The sequence below is a fragment of the Pantoea sp. RIT413 genome, from assembly GCF_003057675.2.
Taxonomy (GTDB): Bacteria; Pseudomonadota; Gammaproteobacteria; order Enterobacterales; family Enterobacteriaceae; genus Pantoea; species Pantoea eucrina.
Genome location: NZ_QBJB02000008.1, coordinates 117,313 through 133,065 on the forward strand (window position 1 = coordinate 117,313; position 15,753 = coordinate 133,065).

The 15,753-nt window shown below is 58.9% G+C and carries 13 protein-coding genes; 6 read left to right on the forward strand and 7 right to left on the reverse strand.

The genetic code is table 11. The annotated features are described in order from the left end of the window. Positions 1 to 44: 44 nt before the first annotated feature. The 4 genes from DBY66_RS12130 to ppk1 all read right to left on the reverse strand — a co-directional run bounded on the left by DBY66_RS12130 (position 45) and on the right by ppk1 (position 4,576). On the reverse strand, positions 45 to 230 hold the full coding sequence (locus DBY66_RS12130) for a YfgG family protein (protein WP_039379573.1): 186 nt from the start codon (positions 228 to 230) through the stop codon (positions 45 to 47). 129 nt (positions 231 to 359) lie between these two features. Continuing rightward, on the reverse strand, positions 360 to 959 hold the full coding sequence (gene tehB, locus DBY66_RS12135; protein ID WP_071667903.1) for a tellurite resistance methyltransferase TehB: 600 nt from the start codon (positions 957 to 959) through the stop codon (positions 360 to 362). Positions 960 to 986: 27 nt separating this feature from the next. After that, entirely contained in the window at positions 987 to 2,510 is a 1,524-nt protein-coding gene (gene ppx, locus DBY66_RS12140; protein ID WP_039379568.1) for an exopolyphosphatase, read from the reverse strand. Positions 2,511 to 2,515: 5 nt separating this feature from the next. Then, positions 2,516 to 4,576 carry a polyphosphate kinase 1 gene (gene ppk1, locus DBY66_RS12145; protein WP_104085282.1) on the reverse strand — a complete coding sequence of 687 codons (2,061 nt, stop codon included), beginning with the start codon at positions 4,574 to 4,576 and terminating at the stop codon, positions 2,516 to 2,518. A 181-nt stretch (positions 4,577 to 4,757) separates the two neighbouring features. Here ppk1 and DBY66_RS12150 point away from each other — a divergent pair, with 181 nt between their 5' ends. Genes DBY66_RS12150 through pstB form a run of 3 tightly spaced genes read left to right on the forward strand, consistent with a single transcriptional unit; the run spans position 4,758 to position 9,229 of the window. Continuing rightward, a complete protein-coding gene (locus DBY66_RS12150) occupies positions 4,758 to 6,851 on the forward strand; it encodes an ABC transporter permease subunit (protein ID WP_108569452.1) in 2,094 nt (697 codons plus the stop codon). After that, entirely contained in the window at positions 6,848 to 8,449 is a 1,602-nt protein-coding gene (gene pstA / locus DBY66_RS12155; RefSeq protein WP_108569453.1) for a phosphate ABC transporter permease PstA, read from the forward strand. The genes DBY66_RS12150 and pstA overlap by 4 nt, the downstream gene beginning before the upstream one ends. A gap of 12 nt (positions 8,450 to 8,461) precedes the next feature. After that, positions 8,462 to 9,229, forward strand: a complete 768-nt coding sequence (gene pstB, locus DBY66_RS12160) for a phosphate ABC transporter ATP-binding protein PstB (RefSeq protein ID WP_094112267.1) — start codon at positions 8,462 to 8,464, stop codon at positions 9,227 to 9,229. Positions 9,230 to 9,329: 100 nt separating this feature from the next. Here pstB and purN read toward each other — a convergent pair whose 3' ends face one another. Together purN and purM are read right to left on the reverse strand one after the other, a co-directional pair. Further along, the gene (gene purN, locus DBY66_RS12165; RefSeq protein ID WP_104085279.1) at positions 9,330 to 9,965 is read right to left on the reverse strand and encodes a phosphoribosylglycinamide formyltransferase; all 636 of its coding nucleotides are present in this window, start codon (positions 9,963 to 9,965) and stop codon (positions 9,330 to 9,332) included. Beyond that, positions 9,962 to 11,002 carry a phosphoribosylformylglycinamidine cyclo-ligase gene (gene purM / locus DBY66_RS12170; RefSeq protein ID WP_039379553.1) on the reverse strand — a complete coding sequence of 347 codons (1,041 nt, stop codon included), beginning with the start codon at positions 11,000 to 11,002 and terminating at the stop codon, positions 9,962 to 9,964. The genes purN and purM overlap by 4 nt, the downstream gene beginning before the upstream one ends. Positions 11,003 to 11,242: 240 nt before the next feature. Here purM and upp point away from each other — a divergent pair, with 240 nt between their 5' ends. The 3 genes from upp (at position 11,243) to hda (ending at position 14,196) form a co-directional block, all read left to right on the forward strand. Continuing rightward, a complete protein-coding gene (upp, locus tag DBY66_RS12175) occupies positions 11,243 to 11,869 on the forward strand; it encodes a uracil phosphoribosyltransferase (protein WP_039379551.1) in 627 nt (208 codons plus the stop codon). A 248-nt stretch (positions 11,870 to 12,117) separates the two neighbouring features. Further along, positions 12,118 to 13,401 (forward strand): uracil permease, encoded by a 1,284-nt coding sequence (uraA, locus tag DBY66_RS12180; RefSeq protein ID WP_104085278.1) that lies wholly within the window; start codon positions 12,118 to 12,120, stop codon positions 13,399 to 13,401. Positions 13,402 to 13,494: 93 nt separating this feature from the next. Continuing rightward, the gene (hda, locus tag DBY66_RS12185; RefSeq protein ID WP_211049497.1) at positions 13,495 to 14,196 is read left to right on the forward strand and encodes a DnaA inactivator Hda; all 702 of its coding nucleotides are present in this window, start codon (positions 13,495 to 13,497) and stop codon (positions 14,194 to 14,196) included. A gap of 2 nt (positions 14,197 to 14,198) precedes the next feature. On the opposite strand, the gene DBY66_RS12190 is transcribed toward hda, so the two are convergent. Next, the gene (locus DBY66_RS12190; RefSeq protein WP_094111936.1) at positions 14,199 to 15,662 is read right to left on the reverse strand and encodes a M48 family metallopeptidase; all 1,464 of its coding nucleotides are present in this window, start codon (positions 15,660 to 15,662) and stop codon (positions 14,199 to 14,201) included. Between the last annotated feature and the right edge of the window lie 91 nt (positions 15,663 to 15,753).

Sequence of the window (15,753 nt, forward strand, 5' to 3'; positions counted from 1 at the left end):
GTGTTACCGCCAGAACGGGCAGAACAAAGGCGCCAGTCGCAGCGTCAGCGTGTCTCGCTGCTGCTCAGCGTTGCCGGTTCCGGCAGGGTCTTTTTCTGCTGATGATGCTCAATGGCACCGGGAATGATAAAGATCAGGCGACCAGCCAGAATAAAAAAGCTGATCAGCAAAACGATGCGGGTCATGGTGCCGGTTTTGGGACGTCTTCGTGGTGATAGGGCGCTGTTCACGCGGGTGTTCCTGTTGATACCCCTCAGGGCGATAACAATATTTAGTCACAGTTACCGGATGGGGTCAATCGCTGTATGAAAAATAAGCATTGAATGCGTGCGACAGGGGCCGCAGACCGCGGCCCTGCTTCAGTAACTCGCCTTTTGTGCCAGCAGGGTGGCAAACTGACATTTAATACGGTTGCCGTCAGCGTCACGACGGTGCAGCTCGCCGACATCCTCGTTATATTTTACGATGTGCCAGTTGCGGTAGTAGTGGCTCAGCTCGCCCGACTTAAAGGTAAACGGAAACGCCTGCGTATTGGGGTAATCAGCGGTGCTCATCGCCGCCACAATCAGGTTGTAGCCATACTTCTGCGTACTGGCCTGCATATCGGCAATCAGCTGCGGGATCGTCTCCGGCTGCAGAAACATCATCACCACCGTTGAGAGCACAAACTGATAGCTGCCGTTGAAGCGCAGCTGGTTGAGATCGCACAGCGCTGTCTGAATATTCGGCAGCTGTTCGGTAGCAATAATCGTATTCAGATAGTCAAGGCTTGCCGGATTAGCGTCCCAGGCGGTGACGTTAAAGCCGTGCTGGCTGAGATAAAGGCTGTTGCGGCCTTTACCGCAGCCGAGATCCAGCGCGTTGCCCGGCGTCAGCTTCGGCAGCGCCGCGCGCACTTCAGAGTGCGGCGGCGATAAATCATACTTTTCTGTAAACCAGTTATCAGGGCGTATCGTCATTGTCAGACAGCGGGCGGACGGCCCGCGTTACTCCTCTTCCAGCAGCAGTTTCCAGCCGGTCACATCGCTCCAGTACGCCTGCTCGCGCTCCAGATCGAGCTGCACCAGCGTATTCTGGCTGAGAAAACCGGCCGGGAAAGTGAGCGTCCAGTGACCATCGTCCGTTGAGAGCTTCAGTGCATCGGGGCGCGTGGTCGCCTGACGCTGGTTATTCAGCAGCGTGCCGAGGCGCAGCAGAAAAATCATCGGCAGCACCTGCTTTTTCTTAAACAGGGTAAAGCGCGGGATCTCATCCTGCTTCACCGCTTTACGATGGAAGCGTACCAGCGTGGCCAGCAGCATCTGTTGATCCTGATTAAAGCCAGGCATATTGGAGTGCTGCAGAATATAGGCGGAGTGCCGCTGCATACCGCTGTGATTAATGGTCAGCCCGACCTCATGCAGCAGCGCCGCCCATTTCAGCAGAGCGGTCAGCTGCGGGTTCGCCTGTTTTGGATTCTGCTCCTGCCACTGCAGATAGAGCTGCTCTGTCGTCTCCAGCACGCGGCGCGCCTGATCGCTGTCGATCACATAGTGGTTCGCCAGACTCTGTGCGGTGCGGCTGCGGATATCCTGATGGCGGAAACGGCCCTCCATCTCATAGAGCACCCCTTCGCGCAGCGCGCCGTCAGAGAGACGCAGTTCACGGATCGCCAGTGCGTCAAAGACGCCGCACAGGATCGCAAGGCCAGGCACAAACACCGCTTTGCGCTCTTCAGATAAGCCCGGCAGGCTCAGCGCATCAAAGGATTTGTGCTTCAGCACTTCACCGACCAGCATATCGAGACTGTCAGGCGTTACGCGCTTCTCTTTCTCGCCCATTGCCAGCAGCACTTCACAGGCGGCTTTAATACTGCCGGAGGCGCCCAGTGCATATTGCCAGCCGTGCAGGCGATACTGCCACGCCAGCGTCTCCAGCTTGTGCGTAGCGGCGAGGCGGGCGCGACGGAAATTATCCTGGCTGATTTCGCCTTTCGGGAAATAGAGATTAGCGAAGCTGACGCAGCCCATGCGGCGGCTCTCAACCAGCTGCGGCTCAAAATCCTCACCGATTACCAGCTCGGTTGACCCGCCGCCGATATCGATAACCAGCTTGCGCCCTTTTTCTGGCTGAGTGTGCTCAACGCCCATGAAGATCAGGCGCGCCTCTTCGTTACCGGAGATGACCTCAATCGGATAGGGGATCACTTCCGCGGCGCGCTGCAAAAACTCTTCGGCATTGGTCGCAATGCGCAGCGTGTGCGTGCCGACAATGGTCACGTTGGCGGCGCTAAAGCCCTGCAGTCGCTCAGCGAACAGGGCCAGGCAGCTCAGGCCGCGCACTATCGCCTCTTCGCTCAGCCGGTTTTGCGCGTCAAGCCCGTCAGCCAGATGCACCCGCTGCTTGAGGCGTCCCAGAACCTGCATGGCGCCATCCACCACGCGGGCGATCACCATATGAAAACTGTTTGAGCCGAGATCGATGGCCGCAAATTCCTGCGGCTTCGGCGTACTCTTCGGAGTAATTGGCATAGGCGTTATTCGGGTTGTTCCAGTCTCTTGATGTAATCGTAAATCGCCAGCTGCGAGCGCACTTTCCTGCGATTGCCGCGCGGAACATAACGGTTACTCAGCTCTTTGTCTACGATACGTGCTTTAACCGTATCACTTAACAGAATGGCGATAATATCCAGGATCCGCTGTTTAAGACGCGGATCGAGCACCGCCACGGCGACCTCAATGCGGTAATCGATGTTGCGCGTCATCCAGTCAGCCGAAGAGAGAAACACCTTTTTCTCACCGCCATTTTCAAAAATATACACCCGGTCGTGCTCAAGATAACGATCAACAATGCTGGTGATGCGAATATTTTCGCTAATGCCAGGCAGGTCCGGGATCAGCGAGCACATACCGCGCACCAGCAGGTTGATTTTTACCCCGGCTGCCGAGGCTGCATAGAGCCTGTCGACCAGGCCATTATCCACCAGGTTATTGATTTTAAGCGTAATTCCGCACGGCTTACTCTGCTGCGCATTGGCAATCTCCGTGTCAATCAGCTGATAGAGTACGGCCCGCGAATTTTGCGGTGACACCATCAGATGTTCAAAGGTAACCGGGCGATAGGGGTTCTCAATGAAGTTAAATACGCGGCGGACTTCGTTCGTGATGCGTGCGTCAGCGGTCAGCAGAGAGTAGTCGGTATAAAGGCGCGCAGTCTTCTCATTAAAGTTGCCGGTGCCGATATGCGCATAGCGCACCACCTCTTCACCTTCGCGACGGGAAATCAGAAACAGTTTGGCGTGAATTTTCAGACCAGGCGCAGAGAAAATAACGTGCACGCCCGCTTCAGTCAGCCGCTTGGCCCAGTGGATATTCGCCTCTTCATCAAAGCGCGCCTGCAGCTCAACCACCACCGTCACTTTTTTGCCGTTGTGCGCCGCGTGGATCATCGCATCCATAATGCGGGAGTGTTTGGCTACGCGATAGATATTGATTTTGATCGCCAGTACGCTGGGATCGAACGACGCCTGACGCAGCAGCTCCAGCACATGCTCAAAGGTGTGATAGGGGTAGTAGAGCAGTACATCGCGATCGCGGATGGCGTCAAAGCCATTGCGGAAGCCATCAAAGCCGATATGGCGGATCTGCGGCAGCGGCCGGTTGACCAGGTTACTTTTGCCGACGTTGGGAAAGCCGATAAAATCTTTGAAGTTATGGTAGCGGCCACCCGGCACAATGGAGTCATAGTTAGAGATAGAGAGCTTGTGGCGCAGCATCTCCACCATGGCATCGGGCATATCGCGCTGATAGACAAAGCGCACCGGTTCGGCAGTAAGGCGCTGCTTCAGGCTGGAGGACATCAGCTCCAGCAGGCTCGACTCCATCTCTGTAACCAGATCATATTCAGCATCGCGCGTCATTTTCATGGAGTAGGCGTTCAGCGCATCGTAGTCAAAGAAGCCTTTAAAAATCTCATCCAGGCAGTAGCGCAGAATGTTATCCAGCAGGATCATCGGCTTGCGGCGGCGTGGCGACTCGGCCGGCAGGTTGATAAAGCGCGGCACTTTGTCTGACGGGATCTCCAGCAGCGCATAGCGGATATCCTCGCCGCGAATGATCTCCACCGCCAGATAGGTGTAGTCATCCTTGAGAAACTCAATCAGATCGGTGTCATGGTTGATCAGAATCGGCGTAACGTGCTGGCGCAGCTGGTGTTTGAAATAGTGGCGCAGCCACTCCTGCTGATTGGGTGAGAGCTGGCGTTCGTTGATCAGGAAGATCTGGTTACGCGCCATCTCCAGCAGCAGCTCATTGTAGAGCGCGTCAAACTCCTGATCGGACTTCAGTACCCGCTGCTGGATTTTCTTCAGCAGATGCCGCAGGGGAGTGGGCTTACCCTGCTCTTCGCTGATCAGAATGCGCCGCTTCAGATCGGCAAAGCGCACCTTGTAGAACTCTTCAAGGTTGTTGGAATAGATCCCTAAAAACCGCATGCGCTCAATCAGCGGGTTACTTTTATCCGCCGCTTCCTGCAGCACACGTTCATTAAAGGATAACCAGCTTATTTCTTTTTCTATATACAGCTTTTCCTGACCCATTCTGACTCCGTGATGCTGTGGCGGGACGATATGTCCGGCGCAAGGCGCGCAGTGGTGCGGCTCCGCTCAGTCTCCTTCACCATTATTGCTAGAGTATGGCAGGCTTGTCCAACCGCAACAGTTGTCTTATCAATCCGCTACGGGCAACATAGCGACTCTCTAATCTGAATCCCTGACCGGCATGAGCATAAACCATATTCCTGTTGAATCTAATGACCGTCGCCGGCGCGCCATCGATCGCTTTGTGCGGCGCATGGTAACGGCGTGCGGCGCAGGAATATTGCTGCTGATGCTGCTGCTGTTCTTCTGGCTTATCTGGGTGGTCCTGCCCCTGTTCAGCGCGCCACAGCTTCAGCCTGCGCTCAGCCAGCAGCTGTGGGATAAAACGCCGGCGCTGGCGCTGGGCAGCAGCGACACGCTGGGCTGGCGCATCAGTCGTCATGAAGCGCGTTTTATTCCGCTTAACGGCGACCCCGCCGGACCGGCGCTGGCACTTTCGGACGCGCCGCAGGCCGCCGTGACCAGCAGCGCGGCTGATGCCGTGTTACTCAACGTGCAGGGCGCACTGCTATTGATGCAGCCGCGAATAGAGCACGATCGCGGCGAGTGGTATTTTCCGCTGGGCGATCGGCCGCTGCGCCTGCCGCAGGGTGCCGTCAGCCAGATGGCGCTGGCGCACATCGACGACGGGCAGTGGCGTATTGCTGCACAGACGCCGTCGGGAATCAGCGTGCTGACGCTGGCCAGTCAGCAGCCTGTCAGTCAGGTTATGCTGCCGCAGCAGCATGCCGACCAGCTGCTGCTGTCGCCTGACGGCACGCAGCTCTTTACCAGCCGTGAGCGCCAGCTGCAGGTGTGGCAGATTAGCGCTGAGGGCGCACAGCTGCGCGAAACGCAGGCGCTGACGCAGCCGGTTGCGAGCCTGCATATGCTGGCGGGTGGCCGGACGCTGCTGATCAGAGACGATCGCGGTGTCAGCCAGTGGTTTGCCATTACCGGCGAGCACGGTCCGCGCCTGCAAAAAATTAAAACCTGGCACGGCTCGCAGGGGGCGCAGGGTGTGGCAACCGAGTCACAGCGCCGGGTATTTGCCAGCTGGGATGCGCAGGGCGTACTCAGCCTGTTTGCCAGCAAACAGTCAGGCCCGATCCTCACGCGTCAGCTGGCGCCGGGCATTCAGGCGGTCGCCTTTTCGCCGCGCGGCGACGGCGTGATCGTCGAACACGCCGGGCGCTGGCAGCAGTTCGGCATTGTTAACCCGTGGCCTGATGTTACCTGGCGTAGCCTGTGGCAGAAAATCTGGTATGAAAATTATCCGCACGCCGACTGGGTGTGGCAATCCACCGCGGCCGGTGACAGCTATCAGGCGAAGTTCAGCCTGGTTCCGCTGGTTATCGGTACCCTCAAGGCCGCCGCGCTGGCACTGCTGTTTGCCACGCCGCTGGCGCTGGCTGCCGCTATCTATACCGCCTGGTTTATGTCGCCGGGACTGCGGCGCTGGGTTAAACCCGGCATTGAGATGATGGGCGCGCTGCCGAGCGTGGTGATCGGCCTGATTGCCGGTATCTGGATGGCGCCGCATATCAGCCATGCGCTGGCGGGCGTGCTGCTGCTGCCGGTGATACTGGCCGCTACGCTGCTGCTGTGCGGCGTGCTGAGCCCGCGTCTGCCGGCGCGCTGGCGTCGTCCGGGCGTCGAGGTGCTGTTACTTCTGCCGCTGCTGCTGCTGGTCACGCTGCTGACGCTATGGCTGGCAGCCCGGCTCTGGCCGGACGCCGGTGAACAGCTTATCCACTACGAACAGCGTAATCTGCTGGTTGCCGCCGTAGCAATGGGGTTTGCGCTGGTGCCGCTGATATTTACCCTGGCGGAAGATGCGCTGTTCAGCGTGCCGGGGGCGCTCGGACAGGGATCGCTGGCGCTGGGTGCTACGCCGTGGCAGACCCTGACGCGGGTCGTACTGCCCGGCGCTTCTGCCGGGATTTTTGCCGCACTGATGATCGGTTTTGGCCGGGCGGTGGGCGAGACGATGATTGTGCTAATGGCCACCGGCAACACGCCGGTGAGCGAAGGCGGGCTGTTTGCCGGGCTGCGCGCGCTATCAGCGAATATTGCGATAGAGATGCCGGAGGCGGCAGCGGGCAGCGCGCACTACCGCATCCTGTTTCTCAGCGCGCTGCTGCTGCTGCTGTTTACGCTGGTTATCAACACGGTCGCAGAAGTGATCCGCCAGCGGCTGCGCCGGCGTTATGGCCAGCATGAGGGACAGGGATGAAAAACGCACATCGTCAGAACGATCGCTGGCGCTGGCTGACGGCGGGTGCGGTGGCCGTCTGTTTACTGGCGTTTACGCTGCTGATCGGCCTGCTTGGCTGGCAGGGCGTGCGCGCCTTCTGGCCGCAGCCGGTGGATCGCTATCAGTTTCAGGCTCCCGGCGCGTCGCCGGTTACGCTGCTGGGCGAGACGCTGCAGGCAGAGCGGCAGAGTACCGGATGGCGCTACCTGGTAAAAACCGGTAACCGCGATTTTGCCGCCCCCGATTTCCGCGTCATTTACAGCGCCGGGCCCGCGCGCGCGGAACAGCCGCGTGACGTGCTGGTGCTGCAACGGCGCAACGGCGGTAACGCTTACGGCTGGCTGGTGGCGCTGCGGGAAGACAATGAGACGCTCACCGCACACAACCGTGATGCGCTGCTGCAGCAGCGTCTGCAGCAGGTACAGGAGCAGCTGCGTCAGGCAGAGGATATCCGCCGTATCGATATGGCGCGGCTCAATGCGCAGCTGGAAAATCTGCAGCAGCAGGCGGATGAGCAGCAGCGCGAGCAGCGTTTTGGCCTGCAGCAGCAGTCAGAGTTCGACGCCAACAGCGCGGCGCTGCATCGTCGCTTCAGCGCGCTGGCTGAGCAGCTGACGCATCTGCAGCAGGCGAGCCAGCGCGATACGCTGATCCTGCGCGACGCGCAGGGCGCAGAACATACTATCCCGCTGGCGCAGATCGTCGCGGCCTGGTACCCCAATAACATGAGCGTGTCGCAAAAAGCGCAGCACTTTTTGCGGCAGGTGTGGCAGTTTGTCAGCGACTCACCGGCGGCAGGCGGCAGCGAGAGCGGCGCGTTTCCGGCTATCTTTGGCACGGTGCTGATGGTGGTGCTGATGTCGGTCATCGTTATGCCGCTCGGCGTGGTGGCTGCCGTCTGGCTGCATGAGTATGCCGGACGTCACGCCCTGACGCGGCTGGTGCGTATCGCCGTGGTGAATCTCGCCGGCGTCCCCTCTATCGTTTATGGCGTATTTGGTCTCGGTTTTTTTGTCTGGCTGATTGGCGGCACGCTCGATCAGCTCTTCTTTTCCCGTGCGCTGCCGAACCCAACCTTTGGTACGCCAGGCCTGCTGTGGGCGTCGCTGACGCTGGCACTGCTGACGCTGCCGGTGGTGATTGTGGCGACAGAAGAGGGGTTGTCACGTATACCCGATACGCTGCGTCAGGGATCGCTGGCGCTGGGGGCAACGCAGGCGGAAACCCTGTGGCGGGTGGTACTGCCGCTGGCGGTGCCGGCGATGCTCACCGGACTGATTCTGGCGGTGGCGCGCGCGGCGGGAGAGACGGCGCCGCTGATGCTGGTCGGCGTGGTTAAGATGGTACCGGAGCTGCCGGTAGACGCCGTGTTTCCTTATCTGCATCTCGACCGCAAATTTATGCACCTCGGCTTTCAGATTTACGATCTGGCCTTTCAGAGCCCGAACATCGACGCCGACAGGCCACTGGTTTATGCCACTGCGCTGCTGCTGGTCATGATTATTCTGTCGCTGAATCTGCTGGCGATGGTGCTGCGCCACCGGCTGCGCGAACGCTACCGGCTGATGACGCACTAACAAGGTTGAAATATGACGTCCACTGAGAACATTGCGCTAAGCGTAAACAAGCTATCGCTCTGGTACGGCGAGCGCCAGGCGCTGAACGCTATCGATCTGCAGATCCCGAAAAACCGCATTACGGCGCTGATTGGACCATCCGGCTGCGGAAAATCCACGCTGCTGCGCTGTTTTAACCGTATGAATGACATGATTAGCGGCTGCCGAACCGAAGGAGAAATTCTGCTGGACCAGCTGCCGGTAATGCAGGCAGGGCAGGATCTGCCTGCCCTGCGGCGGCGCATCGGCATGGTGTTTCAGCGTCCGAATCCGTTTCCCAAATCGATCTATGAGAACGTGGTGTATGGCCTGCGTCTGCAGGGGGTGCGCGACCGCCGCGTTCTAAACGAAGCGTGCGAACGCGCACTGCGCGCGGCGGCGCTCTGGGGGGAGGTGAAAGATCATCTGGCGCAGAACGCGCTGACGCTCTCCAGCGGCCAGCAGCAGCGGCTGGTAATCGCCCGGGCAATTGCCATTGAGCCAGAAGTGCTGCTGCTGGATGAGCCCACCTCCGCGCTCGACCCTATCTCTACGCTGGTGATTGAGGAGCTGATGACCACGCTGAAGGCGCATTTCACGCTGGTACTGGTGACGCATAATATGCAGCAGGCGGCCCGCGTGTCTGATTACACCGCGTTTATGCATCAGGGACAGCTGATTGAGTTCGGCGAAACCGATCGGATTTTCACCGCACCCGGCGTGCGCCGCACCGAAGAGTACATCACCGGCCGGTTTGGTTAACGCCGGTTACCGGGGCGTTATTGCGTTCTAACCCAGGGGCGCATAAATGCGCCCCCTACGGGGGCCAGGGGATGGGCGCATTCATGCGCCCCTGACATACCTACGGGGCGTACCCTTCTGCGGGCAGAGGCTGACCATCCAGCCATGCTTTGCCTTCGCGCATCACCAGCCGGCCATCCATAAACCAGCTAATGGCCAGCGGATAGATGGCATGCTCCTGATGCTGCACGCGTGCCGTTATTTCTGCTTCATCATCACCGGGAAAAATCGGTACCCGCGCCTGCAGAACGACCGGGCCACCATCCAGCTCATCGGTGACAAAATGCACCGACGTGCCGTGCTCTTTATCACCGTTCTCCAGCGCCTGGCGATGGGTATGCAGGCCAGGATACTTTGGCAGCAGGGAAGGGTGGATATTCAGCAGGCGATCGTGATAGTGCGCAACAAAGGCGCTGCTGAGGATGCGCATATACCCTGCCAGCACCACCAGATCGGGCTCAAAGGCGTCTATCTCCTGCATCAGCTGGCGATCAAAAGCTTCGCGATCGGGGAAGTCGCCGGGCGACAACGCCAGGCCCGGCACGCTCGCCTGCTGCGCGCGCGTCAGGCCGTAAGCGCTCTCTTTATTACTGAAAACGGCAGCAACGCTGCCGTTGATCCGCCCGCTGGCGCAGGCGTCAAGGATGGACTGAAGATTGCTGCCGTTGCCGGAGATCAGTACAACCAGTTTTTTCATGAATTGATAACCACACGCTCTGCGGAATCAGACGCCTTAATAACGCCGATTTTCCACGCCTGCTCACCGGCATCCTGCATCAGCTGTACCGCTTTGTCTGCTTCATCCGGGCTGAGGGCAATCACCATGCCGACGCCGCAGTTAAAGGTGCGATACATCTCATGGCGGCTGACGTTCCCCGCCTGCTGCAGCCAGCTGAACACCGCCGGCCACTGCCAGCTCTGCTCATCCAGTACCGCCTGCGTATTGTCAGGCAGCACGCGTGGGATGTTTTCCCAGAAGCCGCCGCCGGTAAGGTGGGCAATGGCGTGCACATCAACCTGCTCAATCAGGCTCAGGATATTTTTTACATAGATGCGGGTCGGGGCCAGCAGGTGATCGGCCAGCGATTTACCTTCCAGCTGCTCGCGTTCCGGATCGGTGGCGCTGACTTCCAGAATCTTGCGTACCAGCGAATAGCCGTTGGAGTGCGGGCCGCTTGCCCCGAGGGCAATCAGGACGTCACCATCCTGAACTTTACTGCCGTCGATGATCTCCGATTTCTCCACCACGCCGACACAGAAGCCAGCGACATCATAATCTTCGCCGTGATACATGCCCGGCATTTCCGCCGTCTCTCCGCCTACCAGCGCACAGCCTGACTGCAGGCAGCCTTCGGCAATACCGGTGATCACCGCAGAGGCGGTATCAACGTCCAGTTTGCCGGTAGCGTAGTAGTCGAGGAAGAACAGCGGCTCGGCGCCCTGTACCACCAGATCGTTCACACACATCGCAACCAGATCGATGCCGATGCTGTCGTGACGCTTAAGATCCATCGCCAGGCGCAGTTTAGTACCGACGCCATCCGTTCCCGAAACCAGCACCGGCTCGCGATATTTCTGCGGCAGCGCACACAGCGCGCCAAAGCCGCCCAGTCCACCCATCACTTCCGGGCGGCGGGTTTTCTTTACTACGCCTTTAATACGGTCAACCAGATCGTTACCAGCATCAATATCAACACCGGCGTCTTTGTAGCTGAGAGAGGTTTTGTCGGTCACTGCGGAATCCCCACGCGATTGCGATTGGTGGCAAAAATTAAGCGCGGCAATTCTAACAGCGCAGGCAAACGTTTGCGAGTCTGATCTCACGCCCGATATTCGTTATGTCAGATTTTCGCGATTCCGCTATTCTCAGGACAGGCAGCCATCCCCCTGCGCAATCCGCTGTGGCGCAAAAGCAAAAAGGCGGTATAATCCGGCGATTTTTTTTTAGCTCAACTCAATTCCGGGAGAATAATCATGAAAATCGTGGAAGTCAGACACCCGCTGGTTAAACACAAACTGGGCCTGATGCGTGAGCATGATATCAGCACCAAACGCTTTCGCGAGCTGGCCTCGGAAGTGGGCAGCCTGCTGACCTATGAAGCCACCGCCGATCTTGAAACTGAACGCGTAACGATTGAAGGCTGGAACGGCCCGGTTGATGTTGATCAAATCAAAGGTAAAAAAATTACCGTCGTTCCTATTCTGCGTGCCGGTCTCGGCATGATGGAAGGGGTACTGGAGCACGTTCCGAGCGCGCGTATCAGCGTGGTGGGTGTCTACCGCGATGAAGAGACGCTGGAGCCGGTGCCCTATTTCCAGAAGCTGGTCTCTAACATCGAAGAGCGCATGGCGCTGGTCGTCGATCCGATGCTGGCGACCGGTGGCTCAATGATTGCCACCATTGACCTGCTGAAAAAAGCGGGCTGCAGCAGCATCAAGGTGCTGGTACTGGTGGCGGCACCGGAAGGCATTGCCGCGCTGGAGAAAGCGCATCCGGACGTTGAGCTGTATACCGCGTCAGTCGATCAGGGGCTGAATGAGAAAGGCTATATCATTCCAGGTCTCGGCGATGCCGGCGATAAGATCTTCGGAACGAAATAATGTTTACTCCGGGCTATGTTGCTGGTCGCGTTGCCTTCGGGCAGTGCCCGAAACCGCTGCCTGCGCTGGTACGCTCCGCGCTGGCCGTGAGCCCAATGCCGCCGGCAACGCCCGGCCTGCAGCTGCAGGCAGAATATGCATTAGCATTTTTAAGACATAGTATTTGAGCAGCCGACCAGAGAGTCGGCTTTTTTTTAACAAAAAAACAGTAATTAACCGCCTGTCATACAGGAAGGGAAGGGGATACGATGACGAGACGTGCCATTGGGGTGAGCGAACGCCCGCCGCTGCTGCAAACCATTCCACTCAGCCTGCAGCATCTGTTTGCGATGTTTGGTGCCACGGTGCTGGTGCCGATCCTGTTTCATATTAACCCGGCGACCGTGCTGCTGTTCAACGGCGCTGGTACGCTGCTCTATCTGTTTATCTGCAAAGGTAAAATTCCTGCCTATCTCGGCTCCAGCTTCGCCTTTATTTCACCGGTACTGCTGCTGCTGCCGCTGGGTTACGAAGTGGCGCTGGGCGGCTTTATCCTCTGCGGTCTGCTGTTCTGCATTGTGGCGCTGATTGTGAAAAAAGCGGGCACCGGCTGGCTGGACGTGATGTTTCCACCCGCCGCGATGGGCGCTATTGTCGCCGTGATCGGGCTGGAGCTGGCAGGCGTGGCGGCCAATATGGCGGGCCTGCTACCGGCGGAAGGTACGGCACCGGACAGCACCACCGTACTGATCTCCATGGTGACGCTGGCGGTTACGGTGTTTGGCTCCGTGCTGTTTCGCGGTTTTCTTGCCATCATCCCGATTCTGATTGGTGTGCTGGTGGGCTATGCGCTCTCCTCAATGCTGGGCATTGTTGACTGGCGCAGCGTGGAAAACGCGCCCTGGTTTGCGCTGCCAACCTTCTACACGCCGCGCTTTGAGTGGGCGGCCATGCTGACCATTCTGCCTGCCGCGCTGGTGGTGATTGCCGAGCACGTCGGGCATCTGGTCGTGACGGCAAATATTGTGAAAAAAGATCTGATCCGCGATCCGGGGCTGCACCGCTCTATGTTCGCCAACGGCCTCTCGACCATGTTCTCCGGCTTTTTTGGATCAACGCCCAATACCACCTATGGCGAAAACATCGGCGTCATGGCGATCACCCGCGTTTACAGCACCTGGGTTATTGGCGGGGCGGCGATTTTTGCCATTCTGCTCTCCTGCGTGGGCAAGCTGGCGGCAGCGATTCAGGCGATCCCGGTGCCGGTGATGGGCGGCGTATCGCTGCTGCTGTATGGCGTGATCGGCGCCTCCGGTATTCGCGTGCTGATTGAATCAAAAGTGGACTACAACAAAGCGCAGAACCTGATCCTGACCTCGGTGATCCTGATCATCGGCGTGAGCGGTGCCAAAGTCCATATCGGTGCGGCAGAGCTGAAAGGCATGGCGCTGGCCACGCTGGTCGGCGTTGCGCTGGCGCTGATTTTCCGGGTTATCAATATTTTACGTCCGGAAGAGGTGGTGCTGGAGGCGCAGGAGCAGCAGGATCGCTAAGCGCGGCCGCCGGGCAGGGACGCCTGGTTCATCTCTGCAGAGGATCGTGATAAACTTGCGCCGTTTTCTGCCCGCTCACTTGCTGAGGTACTTCTGAACACGCCGGCACAGCTCTCACTGCCACTCTACTTACCTGATGATGAAACCTTTGCCAGCTTCTGGCCAGGGGACAATCCGTCGCTGCTTGCCGCACTGCGCGGCGCACTGGCGCAGCAACACGGCAGCTATCTCTACTTCTGGTCGCGCGAAGGCGGTGGACGCAGTCACCTGCTGCACGCGGCGTGCGCCGAAATGTCTGCCCGCGATGAAGCGGTAGGCTATGTGCCGCTGGATAAGCGGACCTGGTTTGTGCCGGAGGTGCTGGAAGGCATGGAGAATCTGGCGCTGGTCTGCATCGACAATATTGAGTGTATTGCCGGGGAAGCGGAGTGGGAAATGGCGATATTTGACCTTTATAACCGCATTCTTGAAACCGGTAAAACCCGCCTGCTGATCACCGGCGATCGGCCGCCGCGCCAGCTCAGTCTTGGCCTGCCCGATCTGGCCTCCCGTCTCGACTGGGGACAAATCTATCGTCTGCAGCCGCTCTCAGATGAGGATAAATTACAGGCGCTGCAGCTGCGTGCCGGGCTGCGCGGTTTTGAACTGCCGGAAGATGTCGGGCGTTTTCTGCTGAAGCGTCTCGATCGTGAAATGCGCACGCTGTTTGAAACGCTGGATCGTCTCGATCGCGCCTCTATCAGTGCCCAGCGCAAACTGACGATCCCGTTTGTTAAAGAGACGCTCGGACTCTGACGTTATCCTTTCTGATACTGCCGGAAACGCCGCTGCAGCTCACGCAGCTGATCGATACGGGCGTCATAACGCGCCTGCTTCAGGCTGCCAAGCGGCACCTGTGCGCTGGCGCTGCCCAGTGCGGTAATGGCTTGATCGAGCTGGCCGCTGAGCGCCAGGCTCTCCGCCCGCGCTGACAGCTCTTCATCGCGTAATCCCTGTGCCGCCGACGCCTGCGCCAGCAGATCCCAGGCGTTAAGATCGTCCGGATGGGCAAAGGTATAGCGGTTAAGAATGCGGCTGGCGCTGGCGGGCTGTTTCGCTTCCACATAAGCGTTAGCCAGGTTGAGCTGCAGCACCGGATTAGTGCCGCCGCCGCGGGCGCTGCTCAGCATGGCGATCGCCTGCTGCGGCTGGTTGAGCCCCAAATCGATATCGGTCATCAAATCAAGAAACCAGACGTTGTCCGGCTGTTTTGCCAGCAGCGGCGCCAGCGTACGTTTAGCATTCGCAAAATCTTTGGCCTGCAGAAACTGCACCGCTTTGCCATACTGCGCGGCCTGCTGTTCACGCAGATTGCCTTTCGCATACTCATTCAGCAGATCGTCGGTGAGCTGATTGCGGCCGGTAGGATACATGCCAAGCACACGCACCTTCGCCATATAGAAATCCTGCGACGACTGTACCACCACCGGACGCATCTGGTTTGCGCGGTTGCGCGCGTCAGAGAGACGGCTGTCAGGCAGCGGGTGCGTCAGCAAAATTTCCGGCGGGCGGGAGGAGAAGCGCGTCTGGTCGGCAAGCTTTTCCAGGAAAGCGGGCATCGCCTGCGGATCAAAACCGGCACGCTGCAGCACCTGAATACCGATGCGATCCGCCTCCTGCTCATTGCCCTGCGTGAAGCTGATGATGCCCTGCTGGGTGCCTGCCAGCGTACCGGTCAGCGCCGCCATTCCCGCCTGCGGATTTGCCATCGCCAGCAGAATAGAACCCAGCGCGCCAACCCAGGTCAGCGGCGCACTGCGTTTCTGCTCCTCCATGGCGCGCGCCAGATGGCGCTGCGTCACGTGTGAAATCTCATGCGCCATCACCGAGGCGAGCTGGCTCTCATTATCGGTATAGCGGAACAGTGAGGCGTGCAGCACCACGTTGCCGCCAAAAAAGGCAAAGGCGTTGAGCTCGTCATTCTGGATCAGGAAAAAGTGAAACGGCGTGCGCACTGAACCGGCGTGCGCGACCAGACGCTGCCCCAGCTCATTAATGTACTGGTTCAGCAGCGGATCCTGAATCAGTGGCGCGCTGGCCCGCAGCTGGCGCACGTAAAAATCGCCCATCTGCAGTTCCTGATTAATCGATAGCGTGGAACCCGCCGTCGTGCCGATGTCGGGCAGATTATCACTGAGGTCGGCGCGTGCGCTGAAGGCGGGCGTCAGCAGCAGCGCAGGAATGAGGGTGGCCAGTACGGAGATACGCAGTCGGTTTAACATGCCTCGATCCTGATGATGCTCATCTGTCGCCGGACAGAAGAGAGGGTAAATGTTCGATGTGAATCGGGTTTTCTGCTCTGTCGCTATCTTA